Source organism: Bacteroidales bacterium, assembly GCA_023229505.1.
Classification (GTDB): Bacteria; Bacteroidota; Bacteroidia; order Bacteroidales; family JAGOPY01; genus JAGOPY01.
The window spans coordinates 1-21,570 of the sequence record JALNZD010000023.1; the positions used below are offsets into that span (position 1 = coordinate 1).

Annotated in this window: 23 protein-coding genes; 12 read left to right on the top strand and 11 right to left on the bottom strand. The window is 41.4% G+C overall.

Annotated features, from left to right (window positions below; all coding sequences use genetic code 11):
* Positions 1-144 precede the first annotated feature (144 nt).
* The 5 genes from M0Q51_09550 to M0Q51_09570 are packed head-to-tail and all read left to right on the top strand — an operon-like array spanning position 145 to position 5,448.
* Entirely contained in the window at positions 145-414 is a 270-nt protein-coding gene (locus M0Q51_09550) for a hypothetical protein (GenBank protein ID MCK9400217.1), read from the top strand.
* A gap of 21 nt (positions 415-435) precedes the next feature.
* Positions 436-1,803, top strand: coding sequence for a cobalamin-dependent protein (locus M0Q51_09555; protein MCK9400218.1), 1,368 nt, complete (start codon positions 436-438; stop codon positions 1,801-1,803).
* A 46-nt stretch (positions 1,804-1,849) separates the two neighbouring features.
* Positions 1,850-3,118: a B12-binding domain-containing radical SAM protein gene (locus tag M0Q51_09560; GenBank protein ID MCK9400219.1), complete on the top strand. Its 1,269-nt coding sequence runs from the start codon at positions 1,850-1,852 to the stop codon at positions 3,116-3,118.
* A gap of 23 nt (positions 3,119-3,141) precedes the next feature.
* On the top strand, positions 3,142-4,314 hold the full coding sequence (locus tag M0Q51_09565) for a radical SAM protein (protein ID MCK9400220.1): 1,173 nt from the start codon (positions 3,142-3,144) through the stop codon (positions 4,312-4,314).
* A 3-nt stretch (positions 4,315-4,317) separates the two neighbouring features.
* Positions 4,318-5,448 (top strand): hypothetical protein, encoded by a 1,131-nt coding sequence (locus tag M0Q51_09570; GenBank protein MCK9400221.1) that lies wholly within the window; start codon positions 4,318-4,320, stop codon positions 5,446-5,448.
* Between the two features lie 50 nt (positions 5,449-5,498).
* Here the strand turns inward: M0Q51_09570 and M0Q51_09575 are convergent, their stop codons facing one another.
* The 3 genes from M0Q51_09575 to M0Q51_09585 form a co-directional block, all read right to left on the bottom strand.
* Complete coding sequence (locus M0Q51_09575; protein MCK9400222.1) at positions 5,499-6,071, bottom strand: DUF3109 family protein; 573 nt, start codon at positions 6,069-6,071, stop codon at positions 5,499-5,501.
* Positions 6,071-6,688 carry a uridine kinase gene (gene udk / locus M0Q51_09580; GenBank protein MCK9400223.1) on the bottom strand — a complete coding sequence of 206 codons (618 nt, stop codon included), beginning with the start codon at positions 6,686-6,688 and terminating at the stop codon, positions 6,071-6,073. Before udk ends, M0Q51_09575 begins: the two co-directional genes overlap by 1 nt.
* A gap of 188 nt (positions 6,689-6,876) precedes the next feature.
* On the bottom strand, positions 6,877-7,296 hold the full coding sequence (locus tag M0Q51_09585; protein ID MCK9400224.1) for a hypothetical protein: 420 nt from the start codon (positions 7,294-7,296) through the stop codon (positions 6,877-6,879).
* 106 nt (positions 7,297-7,402) lie between these two features.
* Here M0Q51_09585 and M0Q51_09590 point away from each other — a divergent pair, with 106 nt between their 5' ends.
* Positions 7,403-8,218: a T9SS type A sorting domain-containing protein gene (locus M0Q51_09590; protein ID MCK9400225.1), complete on the top strand. Its 816-nt coding sequence runs from the start codon at positions 7,403-7,405 to the stop codon at positions 8,216-8,218.
* Between the two features lie 116 nt (positions 8,219-8,334).
* On the opposite strand, the gene M0Q51_09595 is transcribed toward M0Q51_09590, so the two are convergent.
* Complete coding sequence (locus M0Q51_09595) at positions 8,335-8,625, bottom strand: N-acetyltransferase (GenBank protein MCK9400226.1); 291 nt, start codon at positions 8,623-8,625, stop codon at positions 8,335-8,337.
* Between the two features lie 46 nt (positions 8,626-8,671).
* On the bottom strand, positions 8,672-10,135 hold the full coding sequence (locus M0Q51_09600; protein MCK9400227.1) for a glycosyltransferase family 39 protein: 1,464 nt from the start codon (positions 10,133-10,135) through the stop codon (positions 8,672-8,674).
* A 240-nt stretch (positions 10,136-10,375) separates the two neighbouring features.
* On the opposite strand from M0Q51_09600, the gene M0Q51_09605 reads away from it, so the two are divergent.
* On the top strand, positions 10,376-11,080 hold the full coding sequence (locus tag M0Q51_09605; GenBank protein ID MCK9400228.1) for a hypothetical protein: 705 nt from the start codon (positions 10,376-10,378) through the stop codon (positions 11,078-11,080).
* Here M0Q51_09605 and M0Q51_09610 read toward each other — a convergent pair.
* The gene (locus M0Q51_09610) at positions 11,065-11,253 is read right to left on the bottom strand and encodes a hypothetical protein (GenBank protein ID MCK9400229.1); all 189 of its coding nucleotides are present in this window, start codon (positions 11,251-11,253) and stop codon (positions 11,065-11,067) included. The two genes, M0Q51_09605 and M0Q51_09610, sit on opposite strands and share 16 nt — an antisense overlap.
* On the bottom strand, positions 11,254-11,616 hold the full coding sequence (locus M0Q51_09615; protein ID MCK9400230.1) for a hypothetical protein: 363 nt from the start codon (positions 11,614-11,616) through the stop codon (positions 11,254-11,256). It abuts the gene before it with no gap.
* Between the two features lie 208 nt (positions 11,617-11,824).
* On the opposite strand from M0Q51_09615, the gene M0Q51_09620 reads away from it, so the two are divergent.
* Together M0Q51_09620 and M0Q51_09625 are read left to right on the top strand one after the other, a co-directional pair.
* Positions 11,825-13,411 (top strand): M28 family peptidase, encoded by a 1,587-nt coding sequence (locus M0Q51_09620; protein MCK9400231.1) that lies wholly within the window; start codon positions 11,825-11,827, stop codon positions 13,409-13,411.
* 106 nt (positions 13,412-13,517) lie between these two features.
* Complete coding sequence (locus M0Q51_09625; protein ID MCK9400232.1) at positions 13,518-13,886, top strand: hypothetical protein; 369 nt, start codon at positions 13,518-13,520, stop codon at positions 13,884-13,886.
* On the opposite strand, the gene M0Q51_09630 is transcribed toward M0Q51_09625, so the two are convergent.
* From M0Q51_09630 to M0Q51_09640, 3 genes are all read right to left on the bottom strand, one after another.
* On the bottom strand, positions 13,850-14,239 hold the full coding sequence (locus M0Q51_09630; protein ID MCK9400233.1) for an AAA family ATPase: 390 nt from the start codon (positions 14,237-14,239) through the stop codon (positions 13,850-13,852). The two genes, M0Q51_09625 and M0Q51_09630, sit on opposite strands and share 37 nt — an antisense overlap.
* A gap of 241 nt (positions 14,240-14,480) precedes the next feature.
* Positions 14,481-14,717, bottom strand: a complete 237-nt coding sequence (locus M0Q51_09635; protein ID MCK9400234.1) for a hypothetical protein — start codon at positions 14,715-14,717, stop codon at positions 14,481-14,483.
* Positions 14,718-15,016: 299 nt separating this feature from the next.
* A complete protein-coding gene (locus M0Q51_09640; GenBank protein MCK9400235.1) occupies positions 15,017-16,531 on the bottom strand; it encodes a T9SS type A sorting domain-containing protein in 1,515 nt (504 codons plus the stop codon).
* 460 nt (positions 16,532-16,991) lie between these two features.
* On the opposite strand from M0Q51_09640, the gene M0Q51_09645 reads away from it, so the two are divergent.
* Positions 16,992-17,411 (top strand): hypothetical protein, encoded by a 420-nt coding sequence (locus M0Q51_09645; protein MCK9400236.1) that lies wholly within the window; start codon positions 16,992-16,994, stop codon positions 17,409-17,411.
* Positions 17,412-17,647: 236 nt separating this feature from the next.
* Here M0Q51_09645 and M0Q51_09650 read toward each other — a convergent pair whose 3' ends face one another.
* Positions 17,648-18,427 carry a DUF4382 domain-containing protein gene (locus tag M0Q51_09650; GenBank protein ID MCK9400237.1) on the bottom strand — a complete coding sequence of 260 codons (780 nt, stop codon included), beginning with the start codon at positions 18,425-18,427 and terminating at the stop codon, positions 17,648-17,650.
* 399 nt (positions 18,428-18,826) lie between these two features.
* On the opposite strand from M0Q51_09650, the gene M0Q51_09655 reads away from it, so the two are divergent.
* Positions 18,827-19,111, top strand: coding sequence for an RNA-binding protein (locus tag M0Q51_09655; protein MCK9400238.1), 285 nt, complete (start codon positions 18,827-18,829; stop codon positions 19,109-19,111).
* Positions 19,112-19,263: 152 nt separating this feature from the next.
* Positions 19,264-21,498, top strand: coding sequence for a hypothetical protein (locus M0Q51_09660; GenBank protein MCK9400239.1), 2,235 nt, complete (start codon positions 19,264-19,266; stop codon positions 21,496-21,498).
* Positions 21,499-21,570 lie beyond the last annotated feature (72 nt).

The window sequence follows — 21,570 nt, forward strand, 5'->3', positions numbered from 1 at the left end:
CTCAACAAGGTTTACAGTCCTTATATCTGAGGATGAAGGTGTAAAAGTTAATAGAAACCGCCTTGGTACGATTAAGTATGCCGGGTGGTGTGGGGGGACAGCGGCGTGAGCCGCTTCCTACCCGATTTTTTCTTTTTTGGCGGAATGAACTATTTACTCAGGGACCAATTCCAATCATACAATAATAATCTGCTGGGCATTATAGAAGCTGCTATTGATTATAAATATTATATCATAGATTTTGGACAAACAGCCGAAATTGCAAAAACCAGGCTTGGTGGAGCAATGAGCGAAAGAAAAATGTTTTTATATCATAAAAATCCCGTGATTTTCGGATTGCTCAAACTATTCAAGAATCTAATGTCTTACTCGAAAACGAATGAAAAATGTCACGTTTTTAAAATTGAAAATTGATTCACAATTAAAAAAGACGCAGTGAAAGTATTATTTATCCGGCCGAAACCTTCACCTGACACCATAGGCTTACAGCATCTGATGATTGTTGAACCTTTGGAACTCGAAATATTAGCAACTCTTATCAAAGGGGAGCATGAGGTACGAATTGTTGACATGATACTCGAAGAAAGAAATATAAATTATTTCATTAACGACTTCAACCCTGATGCTATATGTGTTACCGGCTATATCACCCACATTCCGGTTATTATCCAATATTGTATAGCAGCAAAACTGATTAAAAAGAATATCATTACAATTGTGGGTGGTGTGCATGTTGAAAAATTCCCGGAAGATATTAATCATGAAGCTATTGATTATCGAGTGGTTAGAAATGCTACAAGATCATTTCCACAACTTTTTGATTTCCTTACCGGGAAATCGCATTTCCCCCCAGGAATATTGAAAACTGATGAGTTACTAGACGAAGACAACCTTCCTGAATATGATTTTTATAACCCTGTGCCAGAGCGCACCCTCACTGAGAAGTACAGGAGCAAATATTTTTATGTTTTTCATAACAAAGTGGCTTTAATTAAAGCATCGTTTGGCTGCCCCTATCATTGTAAATTTTGCTTCTGTAGGGTAATAACCGGAGATAAATACTATGCACGCCCGCTGAATGAGGTAATGGATGAAATATCCTCCATTAGAGAAAAGGAGATCTATATTGTAGATGATGATTTTCTGATCAGTGTAAGCCGCACTAAAGAATTGATCAGATTATTAAAAGAACGGGGGATTAAAAAAAAATATCTTGTGTATGGAAGAGCTGATTTTATCGCGGCAAATCATGAGCTGATAAAAGAATTTAAAGAGGTTGGCTTAAGAACAGTAATCGTAGGGCTCGAATCGTTTGAAGATATTGAACTAAATGACTTTAACAAACAAACTAACAGCAATACGAACAAGCTGGCTATGGCCGTATTGAATAAATACAAGGTCGATTGTTATGCTGCCGTTATTATTTCACCTTCATGGAGTTTGAGTGATTTCAGAAAAGCAGGTGATATCATGATTGGCCTGGGAATAAAGTTTGTAAACCTTCAACCATTAACTCCTTTAAAGGGCACCGGCTTGATAGTGAATGAAGAAGATCTGGTTATCAATAGAAGCGACTTTGCAAAATGGGACCTCGCCCATGTGACTATTCGTCCTGAACAAATGAGTCTTGAAGATTTCTACAAAAACATCCTTAACCTTTATGTTCGAATTGTACTAAACCCGAAAAACCTTATCAGCCATTTGAAGTATCCGCTTCATATGCAGTTAAAAATGGCAAGAGGAATGAACAAGGTAAAAAAGCAATACAAAATAAAAATTATGGAGTTTATGGAAAATGCCTAAGGTCATTTTAATACAATCATCTCAATATCTCTCTAATGGGGATCTTGTGAAGCAGAAGAAACTGTACCTGCCGGGATTGGTATTTCCCCTTTTGGCTGCAATGGCTCCAAAATACTGGGATGTAGAAGTAAGACTGGAAGTTATTGAGGATATAAACTTCGATACTGATGCTGATATAATAGGTATTGGTGCAATGGGACACGCAATTTTCAGGGCGTTCGACCTTGCCGGGGAATTTAAAAAAAGAGGAAAGATTGTTTTTATGGGAGGTTACATGGCCTCGATGATCCCGGAGCTTGCATTGAAATTCGCTGATAGTATTGTTATCGGAGATGCAGAAATTTCTTTCCCGAAGCTGTTATCAGACTTTGAAAAGTTTGGTTGTCTGCAACGCATTTATGATAATCCTGTTCAAGACCTTCATAATTTACCATTGCCAAGATACGAACTGCTTGCCGAAAAAAGGATTGGCGACATGCTGCCGGTACAAGCGGGAAGGGGTTGTAATCATACCTGCAGCTTTTGTTCTATTGCTTGTTTATATAAAGGACGTCATCTGGTAAGGCCTGTTGATGAGGTAATCAGGGATATTGAAAAGATTAAAAGTCTTGGATATCATAAGTTTTATATGATTGACGACAACATCGTAAGCAACCCTGCTTACCTTGAGGAACTATGCAGAAAGATACTCCCTTTAAAAATGAAGTGGTCGAGCCAATGCACAATGAATCTTGCCAGGAATGAGTCTTTATTGAAACTGGTTGCCCGATCGGGGTGTGAAATCCTTAGCCTTGGATTAGAAAGTATTTCGCAGGAAGGGTTGGATAAACTGAATAAAAAGTGGCTCAAAGTTGATGACCACCAACAGTTAATGGCAGCTTTCAATAAGGCAGGGATCATGGTAAGTGCGGAAATGATTATCGGTACAGATGGTGATACCACGGAATCATTAAACGCAACTTATGATTTTATTCGAAAGTGTAAAATTCCATTGTTGCGAATTTATTTTTTAACTCCGGTTCCTACAACACAGCTCTATATTGAACTTAAGGCAGCAGGTCGTTTAATACATGAGAATTTCGATCATTATACGGCTTCGGAATGTGTTCATTATCCGGAAAAGATGTCACCGGAACAACTGACCGAAATGTATCATTGGCTTAACGGGAAAATATTTTCACTGCACGGAATAATCTCCAGGACGCTATTAAATAAACAAATCCTGAAGTATCCATTGAAGCATATTTTTGCTTTCGCCGTAAATCTTCATTACCGATCCTATGTAAAGAGGGGTGAAACACCTCTTATTGTATGATGAATTTCTAAATACAATTAACGATGAATACAACATATGGACTTCCCGAAATCTCGTCTCTTTACCGCCTGCCGTTTTCTAAGAACGATAACCCGAACGGGTGGGTTGAGATAACCACCGACTGCAACCTCAAATGCCCTGGATGTTACAGAGGCTGCGACAGGGACGACAATATTCCGATTCATGAACCGATTGAGAAAGTGAAAGAGAATATCATTGAAATGAAACGGTTGCGAAATTGTCAGATCATATCTGTCAGTGGCGGAGAACCTTTTTTACATCCGGAACTGGGTAGCATCATTCGCTTTATTAAGGATAATGGAATGTATCCCTTTGTTCATACGAACGGGGTTCTTTTAACACCCGGGATCATTGCCAGGTTCAAAAAAGAAGGTCTGGCCGGCCTTATCATCAGGGTCGATTCTTTAAGCCGGAAAAGGACAACTACCGAAGAAGAACTCAATTCTCTCCGAAAGCACTATGGAGAAATGGTGTATGCTGTTAAAGGCATTCATTTAACATTCCTTTGTGTTGTCAATCACGACAACCTTCATGAAATTGGCTCTGTAATCAAATGGTCCATAGATAATTCAAAACTTGTCGACTTTGTCACATTTATTCCGATAAGGCAGGTTCTTTTCGACAAAAGCGAACAAATTGATAGTTCAAAATGGGTTTATGCAGAAGATCTGTGCAAACAGGTGCAGGAAAATATTCCCGATATCCGGTATTCAGCTTACCTGGGAAGTAAATTAGAAGATGCCGGTATTAAATGGTTACAGTCACCATGGATTGTCATGAACAAAAAGATTCTCGGATATACGGGCCCAAAATTTGTCGAGTCATTTCAGATGCTGCATCATCTGTTCAATGGAAAATATGCCTACAAATTCGGGAAGGGTCGGAGCTACCTGAATTTTATGCAAATTATATTATTAAGCATATTTCTTTCAGACTTCAGAGTTGTCGCCCGTAATTTTCTTAAAGAAATATTACATAACCCGATAAATCTATTCCGGCGTGCAACCGTACAATTGCTCTGTTATATAATTCCTCCCGGATTTGTGAACGGTTTGCGGGATGAGTGTGATGGCTGTCCTGATGCAATTTTATTTGAAGGAAGGCTTGTACCTTCTTGTGGTCTTGAGGAATACAAACGCTATGGTAAACCACTCGAAAAACAGGTAATTGATTAGGTCATGATTGAAATACGTGAAGTAAAGTCAAAAAGCGAGTTCAGGAGGTTTATTCAATTTCCTAACATTTTATACAGGCATGATCCAAATTATGTCCCGGAGCTATATATTTCCCAAAAGACGATGTTCGACCGGAAGAAAAATCCTTTTTTCAAACATTCAAAAGTCAATTTTTTCCTGGCATATAAAGCAAAGCAGCTGGCAGGCCGCATTGCTTTGATACGAAATAATAATCACATCTTACATACTGGTGAGAAATGCGGCTTTTTCGGTTTTTTTGAATCAATTAATGATTTTGATGTAGCTGAAGCCCTGCTGGACAAAGCAGTAAATTGGCTTAGCAATGAAGGTTTAACAAGCATCATTGGCCCTGAAAATTTTACAACAAATGATTCATGCGGAATGCTTATTTCAGGATTCGACACGCCGCCTGTTGTAATGATGCCATACAATAAGGCGTATTATAATGATTTTATGGTCCGATATGGTTTTATAAAAGAAATGGATTTGTCCTCCTATTTCATTGGTGATCAGATATTAACATCACCATCCATTGGAATGGTGTTAAATCGAATCACCGATAATCTCAAAGCTTCGGATATCAATATCAGAACCATTAACTATAAAATACTGGATCAGGAAATCAGCGCTTTACGCGAGGTTTACAATCAATCGAATAAAGACAACTGGGGATTTTTGCCCTTAACTGAAAAGGAATTCAGAGAATTAGCACTTCAACTCAGGCAATTTGTACCTGAAAAACTGGTTCTGATTGTTGAGAAAGAAATGCAACAGATTGGTTTTATTGTTGCCATTCCCGACTTGAACCAGGTATTAAGTCATATTAAATCAGGAAAACTTTTGCCATTCGGGATCCTGAAATTTCTATGGTACAAACGGAAGATCAACAATGCGCGAATATTGATACTTGGCGTTCTCGACGAATTTAGGAACAAGGGTATTGATTTAATTTTGTATAAAAAAATACAGGAGAACCTGGCTACCATGGGTATATATCATGGCGAAGCTTGCTATGTGTTGGAAAATAATTTGAAAATGAATTCAATAATGGAGAAAATAGGAGGTAAAAGCGTCAAAAAATACAGAATCTATATATATAAAAAACATGCTTAACCGGGAGTTGTTACACAAGGCTACACAAAGAAGCAAAGGTTCACAAAGGGTTATTGTTTGCTCATCCTTTGAGCAATTTCCGCTTCGAGCTTTTCATACCATTTCAGCCCGAACTTCCTGACCAGGGCTGTCCTGAGGAATTTATACAACGGGATCCCTTCTTTATTTCCTTTTTTGAGTGCCGGTTTGCAAATATTCCATTTGTGGTAGTTTACCGCAATAAAATTCTCATAAGTAGTTATCCTGACCGGGTAAAGATGACAGGAAACGGGTTTGCGGAATTTAGTCTTTCCTTCTGAATAAGCTTTTTCGATGGCACAAAAAGCGATTCCGTCCGAAAAATTGGTAAAGGCACATTCCCAGTCATTTACCAGCGGTGTAACGAACTTTCCGAAGATATCATAATCGAAAACCCCGGTCTCTTTAATGGTGTTTACCCCTCTTTCGGTCATAAAAGGCTTGATATTCTCAAGTTCATCTTCGAGGATGGAGATTTCCGCTTCTTCCAGCGGTGCCCCCGCGTCGCCTGCCACGCAGCAGGCCCCCAGGCAGCGTTGGAGATGGCAGCAGAACCGGACGAAGTAAAGGTCATCGGATATAGATGTATTGTCGATGATGATCATTACTTTTCCTGGTTTAATTTCCAGTTGATCCTGGAAGCCAGCAATTCGATGGCTACTTCATTTTCCCCGCCCTGGGGTATAATAAGATCTGCATACCGCTTGGAGGGCTCAATAAACTGAAGGTGCATGGGCTTGACGAAAGTTTCATAGTGAGTGAGGGCAGTATCCACTGAACGGCCGCGTTCCAGGATATCGCGCTGGATAATGCGTATCAGACGGTCGTCGGCATCAGCATCGACAAAGACTTTCACGTTGAAACGATTCCGGAGCTGTTCGTTGGTCAGGATGAGAATCCCATCTATTATGATCACCCGTTTGGGTATGACGGAGATGGTTTCCTTTGACCGGCCGCAACTTACATAGGAATAAACCGGCATTTCAATGGGATGCCCGGCGATAAGGCAGTCGAGGTCATGAATGAGCAGTTCCCACTCGATGGAGTCGGGATGGTCGAAATTGATCCTTTTTTTTTCCTGGGGCGACAGGTGGCCGTTATCCCAATAGTAAGCATCCTGGGAGATGATGGAAACGGAAAAAGACGGAAGCCCCTGGATGATCTTATTGACAACGGTGGTTTTCCCTGATCCCGATCCGCCGGCGATACCAATGACGAGCATAAGCTGCAGAGTTTATGCGAAGATAGTAAAAAGCTACATGCAGTAATTTAACCGAAACTTATTTCACCATAAGCTTCAGGGAAACGCTTTGCTTTCGAAAATATCTAAAAAGGGAGAAAATAAAAATCGCTTCCTCCCGGAACCTTACCGGAAAGAAGCGATCGAATGATATCAGTTTAAATAAGTGTCTAAGCAGCTTTTTTCTTCAAGCCGAGGATAAATCCGATCAAGCCACCCATAAGGGCTGCCATAATTGTGTTCGCAAGGACATCCACAATAATAAGGGTGCCGCTGTATAAATTCATGAAGGCCATGAAATATAAATCAAAGCTCAACATGATCGGTAAACCGAGAATAATACCGCCCACTATACCACGGCCGATAGTTCTGAACCCTGCCCACGTATCAAAAACAAAAGCGAACAGCAGTCCCCATACCAGATTACTTAAGAGAATTAAAACAATGTTTGGCGTTTCCTTCATAAGGCCCACATACTCTGTAGTGTTCGCGGTGTAGAAGTCCATCAGGAACATACCGAAAATGAGCCAACCCAGAAGAAAAGCGAAAATGCCCCCGGCAATGCCGGCTAAAATTGCTCTTGTACTCATAGTTTCATTTTTTAAGGTTTAATGGTTGTAATTTAAACTATTGATGACTGATATTGTTCAAAGATATTTGTATTTTCGTATCATACATATAAATAATTAAATTAAAATGAAATTTATCGCAATTTTTTTCGTCTTCCTTCTGATTGGAGCCACTGTGCACACCCAGGTGCCGCTGAACTGGACCGTCGATGAGATCAATCCCAATGAAGATGTCACCCTTTATCCTGATGAATCTTTCTTTTCGGAAGGGATGAAATCGTGCCATCTTCAACTGAACAGCGGTGCGGTTCCTTACCTGGTGTCTGATGTTTATAATGTTACACCCGGAGCAGCTTATGAATTTTCTTTTGATGTTTTTGATAACGATACCGCCGGCCAGGTCAAGGTTTACGCCGACTTTTATGATACTTACGGATTCGATGTATTCGGGCAGGCCCCGGTATTTTCCTCTGATTCATCCGAATGGCAGACGATAAGCCGGGAAGGCGTTATCCCAGCCCAGGCTGTTGTCGGCTATGTACTGATCAAATTCTATAACCAGCCGGATCTTTATAATTTCACCACAACCGCCCACATTTGGATCGATGATATCCGGTTCCGGCAAACAGGTGGTGATAACCTTGTTGCCAACGGAGGTTTTGAAGAATGGGTCGTCGGGGTGGATGATATCAGGAATGATGAAAACACATTCTTGATTTATCCTAACCCGGCACAGGATGCAGTGAACCTGAAGCTTCCCGGATCCGCTAAATTCATTGTCATTTCTGATATGATGGGGAGAGAAATGCTCAGGATCAATTCAATAGCAAAGGATAATTATCGAATTGAAATTAAAACGCTGCCTGAAGGGATATATTTAATATCAGCAGTTCAGGAAGATAACAGGTTATTTCAGGGGAAAATTGTTGTTTCTCGCAGATAATCGCAGATTTACAACGCTGATCTTCGCAGATTCTTGATTATCATTGCATTAAAACTAATCAGCGAAAATCTGTCTTTATCTGCGTAAATCAGCGAGAACCTTTTCCGGTAAAAACTTTACCCCACAAGGTCCTGGTATTCCGGGTGCCTCTCAATATAAGCGGTGGTATAAGAGCAGTAAGACCTTACCTTAAGCCCTTCATTTTTTGCATATTCCAGCGCCGCGCGGGTCATCTCCCCTGCAATGCCCCGTCCCTCAAAAGGAAGAGGCACCTCGGTGTGAAGCAGAATAAACAGCCCCGCTTTGATCATATAAATCAGGATAGCCTTATCCTTTCCAAGATCAACCTCAAACCGGTTGTCGGTTGACCGATGTTCAACATTAAAACTTGTATGTTTCAGGGTCACAATTATTTAGATTAGAAATTAGAAATTAGAAAATTGAAATTAGAAATTAGAAATTGTTTAGCCGGTAAAGCAAAATCCCATTACTAAAATCCTTTTCAACAGAATAATTATTTTTGATGAAATCCTTCATTATCCCTGCCGGGTATTCTTTCTCTAAAATAATATAAACCGGCCAATGTGCCATAATATGCCTGAATTCTTCATCAGCATTTATGTTCAGTGCTTTAATATGATTGTCTCTTAACAGCAACGAGCGGTGGGTATATTTCGTCGGGCTGTCTTTTTTCAACAGGTAATAAAGGATGTGATGATAATTTCCGGTATAGATGACATCTTCTGCTTTGAGCTTTGGTTTCAGGTAGGTTGCTATTTCCCGGGGAATGTCTTTCCGTAAAAAATATTCAAGTTTCATCATGGTTATCAAAAGGATGAGAACTACCAGGATAACTCGTCCCGTTTTCCTGTTGAACGGCTGGTGCAGGAAAGCAGGGAGATACCTCTCTGAATGAAAGAAAACACCGGCCATCAGGCTGACAGGCAACATAAGCTGGATAGTATAGTGCTGGAATGCCTTCCCGGCAATTAGCACGGCTGCCAGGGCCAAGAAAGACCAGAGAATGCAAAGCTTTTTCGTTAATGAGATTTCCGGTCCGGTGAACTTTTTATTGATCAAAACATAATAGAAAAAGAAGAAAACAGGAAGAAAGTGTATCTGGAAATCGAGTACAAATTTCAACATCCTCCAGGGATCGAATTCCGATGGATATCTCGCCGGCGCCAGGTATACGATGTTGTATAAGGCATCGAAATGACCATTAAGATAATAGCAGAGGTTCATCAGGGCAAAAGGAATGAAATAGCCAATCCCGGCGAGAATGATGGAAAATGTCATCTTTGTGAGGTTCAGTTTCTCTTTTTTTCGCAGGTTCAGGATAATAAAGAAGATCATGAATGCCGCGAAATCGAATATCACCAGGTATTTCACCATAAAACCCATCCCGGCTAAAAGCCCTGCAAGCATATAATTCACAAGGCTTTGCTTTTTCAGCAGGACGTATAAAGCTGAAATGGTAAACAGGTTGAAGAAGATCTCGGGGGTGATGGAAATACCATAAAACGACCAGGTTGAAATAAAAAAGATGTAAATGATCCCGGCGGCCAGGGAAGCCCTTTCGTTCTTCACCAGCAGCCCGCTTGTTTTATAGATCATGAAAGCAGTGACTGCGATCCATAAAGTTACTAGAAGCCGGAGAACAAAAATAGAATATCCGAACACCGCTTGAAAACCCGCCAGGATTAGGAAAATACCCGGCGGCTTGATGTCGATCATATCCACATACAACGTATTGCCCGCCAGGATCATCCTGGCTATTTCAAGGTAGGTAGATTCGTCGTGATCAATCACGCTCGGGAAGAAACTGAAAAAGCGGAGGATTACGGCCACCAGGGAGAATAAAATGATAACAACGATCGGATTTGATGTTTTATATGAGAAGAATGCTTTCAGCATTTTTTTTAATCAAAGATATTGAATTCGGGTTATGCAAAGGCCGAAGAGCTTATTTAGAAGGATGCAAAGAGTGTTAACTGACATTCCTGATTTACGCTTTTTGTGCGCAAAGCACTGATTTCTAATCAATAACCGACATCAACTAAAGATCTGCTAAATCTTTTGTTTTCAGATCAGAATTTTGTAATTTTCCTTTTTTTAAACTTACGTTTGAAAAAACCAAACCAAAAAGTTTAAACTATGAAAAAACTCCGTGTTTTATTCGTTTTGATCTTATGGGCAATTCTTTCGATGAAGAGTTATGGCATCGGAACGGTTGAGCCGGAATGGCTTCCCCAGAAAGCCTTTTGTAATTATCAGATTAATTACGACACTCCCGGAATAACAGGTGACACGATTGTTGATCCGCCTGCAGAGATCCTGTTTGATTATGGTCAGAACGTATTAAAAATTGGTTCTAATAAGCTGAGAATAGACCTTTCCACTCTTGGAGCAAATTCATATGAAGAACACACTATTGAGATTCCTGTGTATGCATCGGATGTGGGTTGGGTGCATTATGTCATGGACCCGGACTGGCATGGGGTTTTGGTCCTTTGGGAAATTGACGGGGAGATAAAAAGTGATTCCCGGGCAAGCTATATGATCATTCATGCCGGTGACGAATCGAAAGTGCTTCTGGCCACTGCAATTCACGACGATTCAGGATTTTTCGCTGTAGCAAGCCTGAAAGGGATCCTGCTAAGAACCTGTGAAAACAAAGGATACTATTTTCCACTGAATAATGCCCTGGGCATCAACGAACTGGAAGGGATTCAATTAAAAATAATCGGGTATGACTCAGAACTGGGACAAAAGGCAATTGAAGTAAGGGTTAGTAACGCTACGGTCGAAGGGATAAAAGTTGGTATCAATACCCGGGAAGTAATCTACTTAATGAAATGACCTTTTATGCCCTTTGCATAAGCCTGCATATCTGCTCTTGCCGCATCGGTATGCCATTCATCCATAAAAGCGTTAAGCCGGATTTTCAGGGAACCCTGGGAGAAGAGGAAAGACGGGAGCAGGATTAAAGTGAGGATGAAGGCTTTGATCATGGGATTTTTGATCAAAAGCATTTACTCGCTTTTCTTGCCATCTTTGGAAGGACAACATCCAGCGGGTTTTGCTCCACCATTGGGGCAACATTTCGCAGGGTCACATTTCTTTTCTGATCCTGTTTTGCAATTGTCCATGCAGTCCTTTTTGGTTTTGTTACAAGTATCACAGATGCCATCATTGTTGGCATCCACCCATTTGCAGTCCGATTTGACGACAGTAGTCTGGTGACCCGGGCACTCGCCGCTTTTGCCCTGATCAGGGTTTACGACCTGAGCAGGTGCGTCTTTTTTTTCTGCAGGGGCGCTGGTCTGTGATTGTGCATAAGAAATGGCACCGATTCCCAAAAAGAGAACAAATAAGATGAAGAATTTTAGTTTCATAGGTTGGTTTTTTAATTTATGGGGTAAAAGTAGGAAAAATAATTGAAAAAAAGCGAAACACGATGCAAAATTGAATAAGGAATTTAAAGCTGAATGTTCGGCGCTTAGAGCCGCTGCATCCATCTCCGGAAAAGAACATCATTAAAGCTGGAAAGAGTAGTTACGGATTTTGCTACATTTACGCGACCATAATCATTAACCGACTCCTGTGAAGCATAAACTTACGATACTGCTATTTTTCAGCTTGCTGCCGGGAATTTTCACCCAGGCTCAAACCGTTTCCGTTGTTGAAAAGATCATTGAGACCGGGAAAACCGACAATCAAACCATGAACCATCTCGACATATTGTGCAACCGGTTCGGGGGCCGGCCCATCGGATCAGATGCATTTGAAAACGCCGCCGAATGGGCCGCCGGTAAATTCAGGGAGTGGGGCATGCAGGTTGAAATGGACGAAGCCGGGGAGCTTCCGGTAGGCTTTAACCGCGGCCCCTGGTTTGGAAGGATGCTTTCGGATGAAGGTATGTACCTGCACTTTGCCACACCTTCCTATACCTCGGGAACAAAAGGTGTCCAGCGTGGTCATGTGGTTATCGAGCCGCGGACACAGGCAGAGTTTGACCGCATGAAGGGAAGACTGAAAGGCGCCTGGGTACTGATCTCGGGAGAAAACGAAGGCTGGCCCGTAGATTTTTCCGCAAGAGCCGACAGCATCCGGGATTCCATCAAAATAGTAAATGCTGGAACAGAGGAAGAAAACAACAAGATCAGGACCGAGAACCGGAACAACCGTGACAAGGGCATTCCCGAAAAAGAGCTGCTTCTTCTGAATGAAGAACCCGCGCTCTTTTACAGAGAAATGCGCGAAGCGGGAATACTGGGCATCATCCAGTCGTCCAAAACACCAATCCGGGTTATGTACGACAGGAAGAACATCAACAATATGACATTTGAGAACCTTCCAACCGTTCCTGATATAAAACTGGATGAGCATCAGTACAAGATCATCAAACAAATGACAGAGGAAAGGCGCTATTTTCTGCTTGAATTCGACATCCGCAACCATTTCAGGATGGGGCCGGTAAAATATCACAATGTCATTGGAATTATTCCGGGAACTGAATACCCCGATGAATATGTCATCATGAGCGGGCACCTGGATTCTTATGATGTGGCTACGGGTGGCGTGGATGATGGTTCCGGGGCCACTCCTACCATGGAAGCCGCCCGGCTGATCATGGAAGCAGGCGGAAAACCCAGGCGGACCATCCTGGCCATTCTCTGGGCCGGTGAAGAGTTCGGACTTTTAGGCTCCGAAAGCTGGATCGAGCGGAACGGGGATAAACTGGACAGGATCTCCAACATGGTCAACCGTGACGGAGGCCCTACCGTACCGACGGGAGTGAGTGTTTCCGCGACAATGATGGATGATTTTAAACAGATCTGTGCACCATTGAACGATATCAACCCCGATTTCCCATTTACCATCAATGAGCGACAACCCACGGAGAAACCTGAGAAAGCGTGGGGGACCGACAGCGGCCCGTTCGCAGTATTGGGAGTGCCCACCATCAGCTTAAATACCGGTGATCCGAAAGGATATGACTTCAGCTATCATGAGATCTGGCATACCGAAAGAGACCTGTACAACAAAAGCATCAGGGAATACCAGGAGCACACCTCCATTGTAACGGCCGTGGTTGTTTATGGCATTGCCAACCTTGACCACCTGCTTTCAAGAGAAGGCTATTACATAGAAAAGACCAGCGAACCTAAAAAGAAGAAAAATAAATAAAGCCGTATCCATAAAAGAACTCAAGGAAGAGTTAAGGCAGCGTTCTCCAAAGGAACTGCTTGAGTTATGCCTTCGCTTATCGAGGTTCAAAAAGGAGAACAAGGAATTGCTGACCTACCTGCTGTTTGAATCGTCCGATGAACTGGCCTATATCAGAACTATAAAAAGAGAGGTGGACGAACAATTTGAGCAAATCAACAGAACATCCTCGTATTTCATCAAAAAGAGCATTAGAAAAATCCTGAGGAGCATCAGGAAATACATTCGCTATTCGCAGAAAAAAGAGACAGAGGTAGAGCTGCTGATCTATTTTTGTTTAAAATTGAATCAATTCAAGCCTCCGATCCATCGCAATACAGCGCTGAAAAACCTCTACGACAAACAAATTGAATCCATCAGGAAAACGATGCTTTCCTTACACGAAGATCTGCAATACGATTACGGGAGGGAGCTGGAAGAACTGGTGAATGGGTGACTGGGTGACTGGGTGACTTTTATTTCCGCTTCAGGATAGGCGGTTAAAAAAGCTGATGCAGCCCTGGCTTTGCCGGTATCCTGCCATTTAAACTCGTAGGCATGAATTTTCCCGTCAAATTCTTCTATATAGTCGACTTCAGGATATGAGCCGAAAATCATCCTGGTTTCAAGTGAACGTATCAATTCAACTTTATTTGTTTGTGCAGTTAGTTCCTCAAGAGATAGTGGAAATAGTTTAAAAGTCCACTTTCTGCCAGTCAGTGATTCCTTGATTTTATCGGTGAGCTCAAAAGAACTGGAACCAGTGGCAGCCAATTGAATTTCAGGGCAATTATCATGGATGATCTTCAAAGTCAAGCCTGAATTATCCAACCTTTGAGCTTCATCAAAGTAGTTTTCCCAACCTGTCTGGGGCCAAGCAGAAGAATGGTTTTTCCTTTAAAAAGCCTGCTGCCGATAAGTTCTTCCAGTGTTCTTTTAATCATTTCGAATTCTTTAATCGCCAAATATACGTAATATTGGCGATTATGATCGACATTAATTCAGAATTTATGAAGCACGGTGAGAAATTGGCAAAGGAACGGCGTTCATGTTAAAAACGCTGTATCCATCTTCTAAAAAGCACATCATAGACGCTGTAAAACATAATTCCGTCAGGATTGTAATCGGAAAAGATCATTTCTTTGGTAAGTAAAGCGTGTAGTGACCGCAATACCGTGGCAGAGCTTCCAAGGGCGTATTTCGAAATAAAATCTTTGGATGTCGGAGAATACACCTCACCTTCATGAGCAATGGCCTTTAAAAGAAGCCATTGCTGCTTTGTCAGCAAGTCCCTGTATTTAAAAAAGATGTCATTGCCTGGTTTTAATTTAAATATAACAAATTGTAACTTACAAATTGTAATTTACAAAATGCAAATAGACAAATACCTGGTCGAAAAGCAAGGATTTTAGTTGAAAATGCACAAAACACGATGGGAAATTGGGGAAGGAACCTTGTATTCTAATCAGGCGAAATCCTGATCTTGTAGCCCCACCAGGAATCGAACCTGGATTTAATATCCCTGCAATAGCAGCCCTTTCCGAGTGTTCTCATTTTCCTGGTGTACGATTTGGTGTAAAACATTGTTCAGTATTTTACGATTTTGTATACTTCATCCCCTCGCTTGAGAAAATAGAAACCTGAGGATAATCCAGAAACATCCAAAGTGATTATCGGTTCATTAACGTTAATATTTTCTTCAAATAAAAGGTGACCTTCCAAATCGATAAGGGACAGTTGTGATTTCTTACTATCAGCGGGAAGTTTAATGTTCAATTTGTTTCTGACAGGGTTAGGGTAAATGAATAAACGCTCATGCACCTGGAATTCTTTTACGCTAATCGGAGGATAGTACTCGAATGCACCCATATCTGGCATTGAGCCGTAATACTCATCTGGTGGAATATAAACCAGCGTATCGCCGGCAAGGATAGAGCCTTCGGGCGCAACTTCTAAGACATCTCCAATTCTGAAAAAGAATATTTCTCCTGGTTGGACTTCAAGCGCTGGTATGTACCAGAAGTCGATAGCAGCATCAATGCATGGTGAGAGAGATTCGAGATGAAAGTCTCCGTTCGATGAATCGACAAAACAAGGTATCGTATCAATGTTTGTTTCAGAATAAATCAATAATGCGCTTGTATCATTATGAATAATTGTACTTTCTCCGCCATATATCAGCGAATAGTCGAAACGCATTAAGCCTCCATAGGCACCAATTCCCATCACATCCCTGACCAATGCAGAATCATTATAAATGATGGTATTTATGACCCAGATTGAATTACCCCCCCAGATAAATATTTCTGGGGAATTACTTGCCTGGTTATTGTAAAAAGTTGAGTTCACAATTTTAGCTTCATTCGGAACCCAGGCATTGGCAAACCCTCCACCGGCATATGCCGAATTATTGGTGAAGATACACCTGTTAACAGCCAAGCCGAATTTGTATTCTGAGGCTAACGGAATTGTGCAATTATAAATTCCACCTCCATATTGTCCATAATTACCGGAAATAATACAATCACTAATGCTGACTCTACTGAAATTTCCTACTTCAACTCCACCCCCTTCATTTGTTGCTGAATTATTCATTATTTCACAGTTTTCGATATTCACCTGGGAATTCCCGGCAGTAGCTATTCCACCCCCGTATCCGGTTGAAAAATTATTCCGGACATGGCAATTCTCAATACGGACAGTGGAGTTTTCCCAACACATTATTCCCCCTCCCCAGTCAGACCGACCATTTTGAATCGTAAATCCGTTGATAACGCAAAGCTGAAAATTATTGTTGTTGATGTAGATAGCCGTGTTAGCCTGGTTCCCGTCTATGATTGTCTGGCTGATTACAGCCGTATCATTCGTAAAAATGTATTCAGAAAACAGTTTCACTACTTTATTGGTGATAACAAGATTCTCCTGGTAAAATCCTGGTCGTACAATAACTGAATCAACTGCGTTAATGCTGTTGATTGCTTCCTGGATTGTCGGGTAATCATCAGGCACATATTTCCTGGTTCCTGAAGCAAGATGCGGCAATAAGGCAATCAGGAAGAGAATCAATACAAGTTTTTTGAATGATTTATCTGTTGAAGCCATGATGCATCAATCCTTTTAGTATTTGTCCGGAAGAAGTTCAATATAAGCGGAAAATATAAAGAGTTTGAAAATTATTGTTTGATTTGGATTTCGCTCTTAAAATTACGGAATATAATCATGATCATGTATTTTTCTTTTCTAAAACATTATCTCCAAATTTCTTCTGTTGATCCCTTCCGGGGAATTTTTGATTCTATGTTTGTTGCTTCTACAGTACTTTATCTGCTACGCAGAATTGGGAGGAGTTAATGTTAAGTTTTCGGATGTTGAATAGTGAATATTTAGAGTTTAAATATCAATGATTAAATGCTGGAAAGAGAAATTACGGTTTTTGTAAATTTACGGGACCATAGACGGTTTTACATAGAAAAGACCATCGGACCTAAAAAGAAGAAAAATAAATAAAGCCGTTTCCATAAAAGAACTCAAGGAAGAGTTAAGGCAGCGTTCACCGAACGAGTTGCTTGAGCTATGCCTTCGGTTGTCGCGGTTCAAGAAGGAAAACAAGGAATTACTGACCTACCTGCTGTTTGATTCATCCGATGAACAGGCCTATATCGAAAGCGTAAAAAGAGAAGTGGACGAACAGTTTGAGCAAATAAACAGGACATCCTCATATTTCATCAAAAAGAGCATTCGGAAAATCCTGAGAAATATCAGGAAATACATTCGCTATTCACAGAAAAAGGAGACAGAGGTTGAGCTGTTGATCTATTTTTGTTCCAAACTGAATCAATTCAAACCTCCGATTCATCACAATACAGCTCTGAATACCCTCTACGACAAACAAATAGCATCCATAAAGAATACGATGCTGTCCTTACACGAAGATCTGCAATACGATTACGGGAGGGAGCTGGAAGAACTGGTGAATAGGTGACTGGGTGACTGGGTAACTGGGTGGCAGATGAAAATGCACAAAACACGATGGGAAATTGAGGAAGGAACCTTGTATTCTAATCAGGCGAAATCCCGATCAGACGATCAGGCGATATGCGATTTGTTTGTAAGATTTACTTCGAATATCGAATATCGAATATCGTCCGATCGCTCTTTCGCCCGATCTTATGGCCCCGGCCGGCATAGAAAATTATAGATACTGATGAGTATAATCAATCATTCGATATTAACGATCCCCATCTGGGTGATGTTCCCTGCTAAAACCACGACACCTCCGATAGTTCTGTCGGAAAAACCGGGATTAGCGTAGAAAGTGACGTTATAAGTGCCTGGCATGGCAGTACCGATCAGAAATTCGCCTGTAACCGGGTCAATAAGCGTACCGGTTGTATCTGTATAGTTTAAAGCCTCAATATAATATGCACCTGCCGGAGGGCTGATCGTGCCCGCTATTGCGCCGACAGCCGTTTCCAGGTAACCTCTTACAACGGGTTTAAGCATGTATTTGCCATTGCCGGTCATATGAACTGAAACACTTACGTCAAAATCGATAATTAACCGATACAGGCCGCCTAATTCCAATGGTTGCGGATCCATTTTGATTTTGTAGCCGGATGTCTGGCCCGAAGGAGTTTCAAGCTCATAAGAGATGCCATCTACAACTACCGTATTGTTCGTGCCAAGGATAAGGCGTAATTCACTCATCATGCCCGGGGTTATTGATGTATCGCCGATCAGGAGCATGGTGTTTCCATTGGTGAATTCCTGGAGGTTGTAAACACCGGGTTGCTCAACCGGAAATTCAACCCAACCATTGCCCATGTTAGCTTCCATATAAAGTACTTCCACATTCACAGCATCATAACCAGAAGTTGCATCAACCAGTTTCACAGAAAATACCGGGTTGGTTGCCGGATCATTGGTATTGTTGTTTTTGTCGCATGCGGTCAGGACGGCTAATATGGCGAGGATAATAAGAATGCTTAATTTTTTCATTTTGATTATTTTATTAATTGAATAAATTTTCAGATGGCAAAATTACGTCTGTGTGTCATATTAACTGTTACACAATTAAAGGAAAGAGTTACATCTTTCACATATGCGAAACACTATGAACGATTGCGAAAGGAAAACTCCTTCTGAAATCGTGTATCGTGTTTTGTGCATCATGCATTTAAACCTGCTGCATCAATCTTTTAAAAAGTGAAATTTTGTGACCTGGCGTTTCGGTTTATCTTACCCCTTTAATATTTATTTTTGTCAAAATGTTTTGATAATCAATTATTTATTTACCTTTGCTGCGTTCAAAATTATATTGATTCGCACTTCCTTCCAAAGATTTGCTTTCCTTACAGTTTTCAACTTCTATTTATTTATCAATTTTATTTTTTAATTATGAACATTTTTGTTGCAAAGTTAAGTTCATCCACAACCAGTGATGACTTAAAGACTTTATTTGAAGAGTATGGCGAAGTTACTTCGGCTGCCGTGATCAATGACCGTATGACCGGTCATTCCAAGAAATTCGGATTCGTAGAGATGAAGAATGATGACGAAGCGAACAAAGCCATTAAAGAACTGGACAGCTGCGAATATGACCACGCTGAAATCGTTGTCAAACAAGCCAGGCCCAGAAGTGAATCACCAAGAAGAGAAGAACGTTATTCTAATTATCGTTAAAATATTCGTCTTACTGATTACTTCATGTAAAAGTTAGAGGATGCCGGAAAATTCCGGTATCCTCTTTTTTTTGTGATAAAGAAACTCGATACTGGATTAAAGAAGGAAGGTAAAATTGCGTACCTTTAAAGGTCGATTATAACCAATTCATTATGAGAAGATTTATCACTCTTATCTTCTTCCTGTTTGCACTATCCGAAATATTCGGGCAACGACCTTCAATAGCTCTTACTTTTTCAGCCGTCAACAATACAGATTGGGTTCAGCTTGACAGTATCAGGGTCATGAACCGAACCCAGGGTGGAGACACTGTGTTATATTACCCAGATACCGTCCTGGTACTGGATTACGAGGTGGGTATACCCGAAGTTAACAATGCTGACAAGGGTTTCAAGGTGTTCCAAAACTACCCCAACCCCACTGCAGATCAGACTACCATCAACCTGTACGTGCCTTCAAAGGACTTAGTGAGCATGACCATAACGGATGTGCTTGGTCGTGTGATCATCCGGTTGGAACGGGTACTTGATGAAGGGCTACACTCCTTTAGATTAACTCCCGGTGACGGAAGTATATTCTTCTTCACGGCACAGTGGAGGGGAAAAAACAGCAGCATAAAAATCCTCTGCACTGGGATATTGACATATAAGGCAGGTTCACTTGAATACCGGGGAACTCAAAATTCATCAACAAAATTAAAAGCATCTGAAGATCTTCAAAGCTTTGATTTCAGTATCGGAGATGAATTGCTCTACATTGGTTATACTTATACTACTCAATCCGGCATATGGGATGCACCTGAAGACAGCCAATCTTACACCTTCCAGTTCGCAACCAATATACCCTGTCCAGGGACACCGACAGTAGAATATGGAGGACAATTTTATAATACGATACAGATATTCAGTCAATGTTGGATGAAGGAGGACTTGAACGTTGGGACGATGATTCCAGGACAACAGGAAATGGCAGATGACGGAATCATTGAAAAATACTGTTATAACAACCAGCAAGATAGCTGCACAAAGTATGGTGGTTTATATCAATGGAATGAAATGATGCAATACATTACACAGCAAGGCGCACGGGGCATTTGTGCACAGGGATGGCATATCCCTGCAGATGAGGAATGGAAAGTTTTAGAAGGGGCTGTTGACAGTCAATTTGGAATTGGAGATCCGGAGTGGGATTCTAACTATACTTATCGTGGTTTTGATGCCGGTACAAGATTGAAAACTACCAGTGGTTGGGAAAATAATGGAAACGGGACTGATTTTTTTGGTTTTTCAGCTCTGCCGGGTGGCATGGGCGGTGCTGGTTGGTTCGACGCCATTGGATACGTCGTCAACTGGTGGTCATCTACTGACGGTGGGGATACCTTTTCATGGGGTCGTGGTCTCATTTTCAACAGTCCGGAAGTAGACCGGGAGAATTACTTCTGGAAATGGGGTCACAGTGTACGTTGCTTAAGGGATGAAGTTTATATTGCTCCTCTTACATTAACCTTCACCGCTCTCAATAATGCTTCTTATGTCCGGCTTGACAGCATAAAAGTTATGAATCGCACGCAGGAGTTTAATACTACGATCTTTTGGTCAGACACGACACTTGTTTTAAAATCAGATCTGCCTTACAATGTAGGTGATGAACTGCTCCTGATCGGTTATTCAGACACGCTTGAGTCAGGGATACTTGATAGTCCTTTGGAAAGTGAAAACTACACTTTTCAGTTCGCCACCAACATCCCCTGCCCGGGAACACCAACGGTTGAATACGAGGGACAGATTTATAACACTATCCAAATTTTCAGTCAGTGCTGGCTGAAAGAGAACCTGAATGTAGGAGTGATGATCCCGGCAAACGTCGATCAATGGGACAATGGAATAATAGAAAAGTACTGTTATAACAATGAACCTGACAGTTGCATAAAATATGGAGGTTTTTATCAATGGAGAGAAATGATGAAGTACGCTGAACCACCGGGAGTACAGGGTATTTGTCCTCCCGGGTGGCACATCCCCACAGATAATGAATGGAAAATCCTGGAAGGTTCAGCAGATAGCTATTATCCAATAGGAGATCCTGAATGGGATATCAGAATAGCCTGGCGTGGTTATGATGCCGGAACAAACCTGAAAACCATTAGTGGCTGGTATGAAAATGGAAACGGCACTGACTTGTACGGCTTTTCGGGACTTGCTAGCGGATGGAAAGAAGGGTCCGGCTTCTCCGATCTTGGCTATAACACCAGTTGGTGGACCTCTACAGGACACTTTGCCCACGAGGCATGGATCCGTTCCCTGCACTATTCTTTTCCGGAAATATACCAGGTTAGTGGCAATTGGGGTTACTTCGCTTTCAGTGTCCGCTGCCTGAAAGACGATTGAAACTACCCGTAGCTTGATATCTCAATGACGGTCTTGCTCTTTGTTGTAAATTATAAAAAGATGGATCAAACC

Bases quoted from the DNA above. Each gene is read 5' to 3' on its own strand.
- M0Q51_09660 (MCK9400239.1), top strand. From the start codon at position 19,264: ATGAGAAGATTTATCACTCTTATCTTCTTCCTGTTTGCACTATCCGAA.
- M0Q51_09610 (MCK9400229.1), bottom strand. From the start codon at position 11,253: ATGCTTTTGATCAAAAATCCCATGATCAAAGCCTTCATCCTCACTTTA.
- M0Q51_09605 (MCK9400228.1), top strand. From the start codon at position 10,376: ATGAAAAAACTCCGTGTTTTATTCGTTTTGATCTTATGGGCAATTCTT.
- M0Q51_09565 (MCK9400220.1), top strand. From the start codon at position 3,142: ATGAATACAACATATGGACTTCCCGAAATCTCGTCTCTTTACCGCCTG.
- M0Q51_09585 (MCK9400224.1), bottom strand. From the start codon at position 7,296: ATGAGTACAAGAGCAATTTTAGCCGGCATTGCCGGGGGCATTTTCGCT.
- M0Q51_09590 (MCK9400225.1), top strand. From the start codon at position 7,403: ATGAAATTTATCGCAATTTTTTTCGTCTTCCTTCTGATTGGAGCCACT.
- M0Q51_09640 (MCK9400235.1), bottom strand. From the start codon at position 16,531: ATGGCTTCAACAGATAAATCATTCAAAAAACTTGTATTGATTCTCTTC.
- M0Q51_09655 (MCK9400238.1), top strand. From the start codon at position 18,827: ATGAACATTTTTGTTGCAAAGTTAAGTTCATCCACAACCAGTGATGAC.
- M0Q51_09550 (MCK9400217.1), top strand. From the start codon at position 145: ATGAACTATTTACTCAGGGACCAATTCCAATCATACAATAATAATCTG.
- M0Q51_09650 (MCK9400237.1), bottom strand. From the start codon at position 18,427: ATGAAAAAATTAAGCATTCTTATTATCCTCGCCATATTAGCCGTCCTG.
- udk (MCK9400223.1), bottom strand. From the start codon at position 6,688: ATGCTCGTCATTGGTATCGCCGGCGGATCGGGATCAGGGAAAACCACC.
- M0Q51_09570 (MCK9400221.1), top strand. From the start codon at position 4,318: ATGATTGAAATACGTGAAGTAAAGTCAAAAAGCGAGTTCAGGAGGTTT.
- M0Q51_09615 (MCK9400230.1), bottom strand. From the start codon at position 11,616: ATGAAACTAAAATTCTTCATCTTATTTGTTCTCTTTTTGGGAATCGGT.
- M0Q51_09600 (MCK9400227.1), bottom strand. From the start codon at position 10,135: ATGCTGAAAGCATTCTTCTCATATAAAACATCAAATCCGATCGTTGTT.
- M0Q51_09575 (MCK9400222.1), bottom strand. From the start codon at position 6,071: ATGATCATCATCGACAATACATCTATATCCGATGACCTTTACTTCGTC.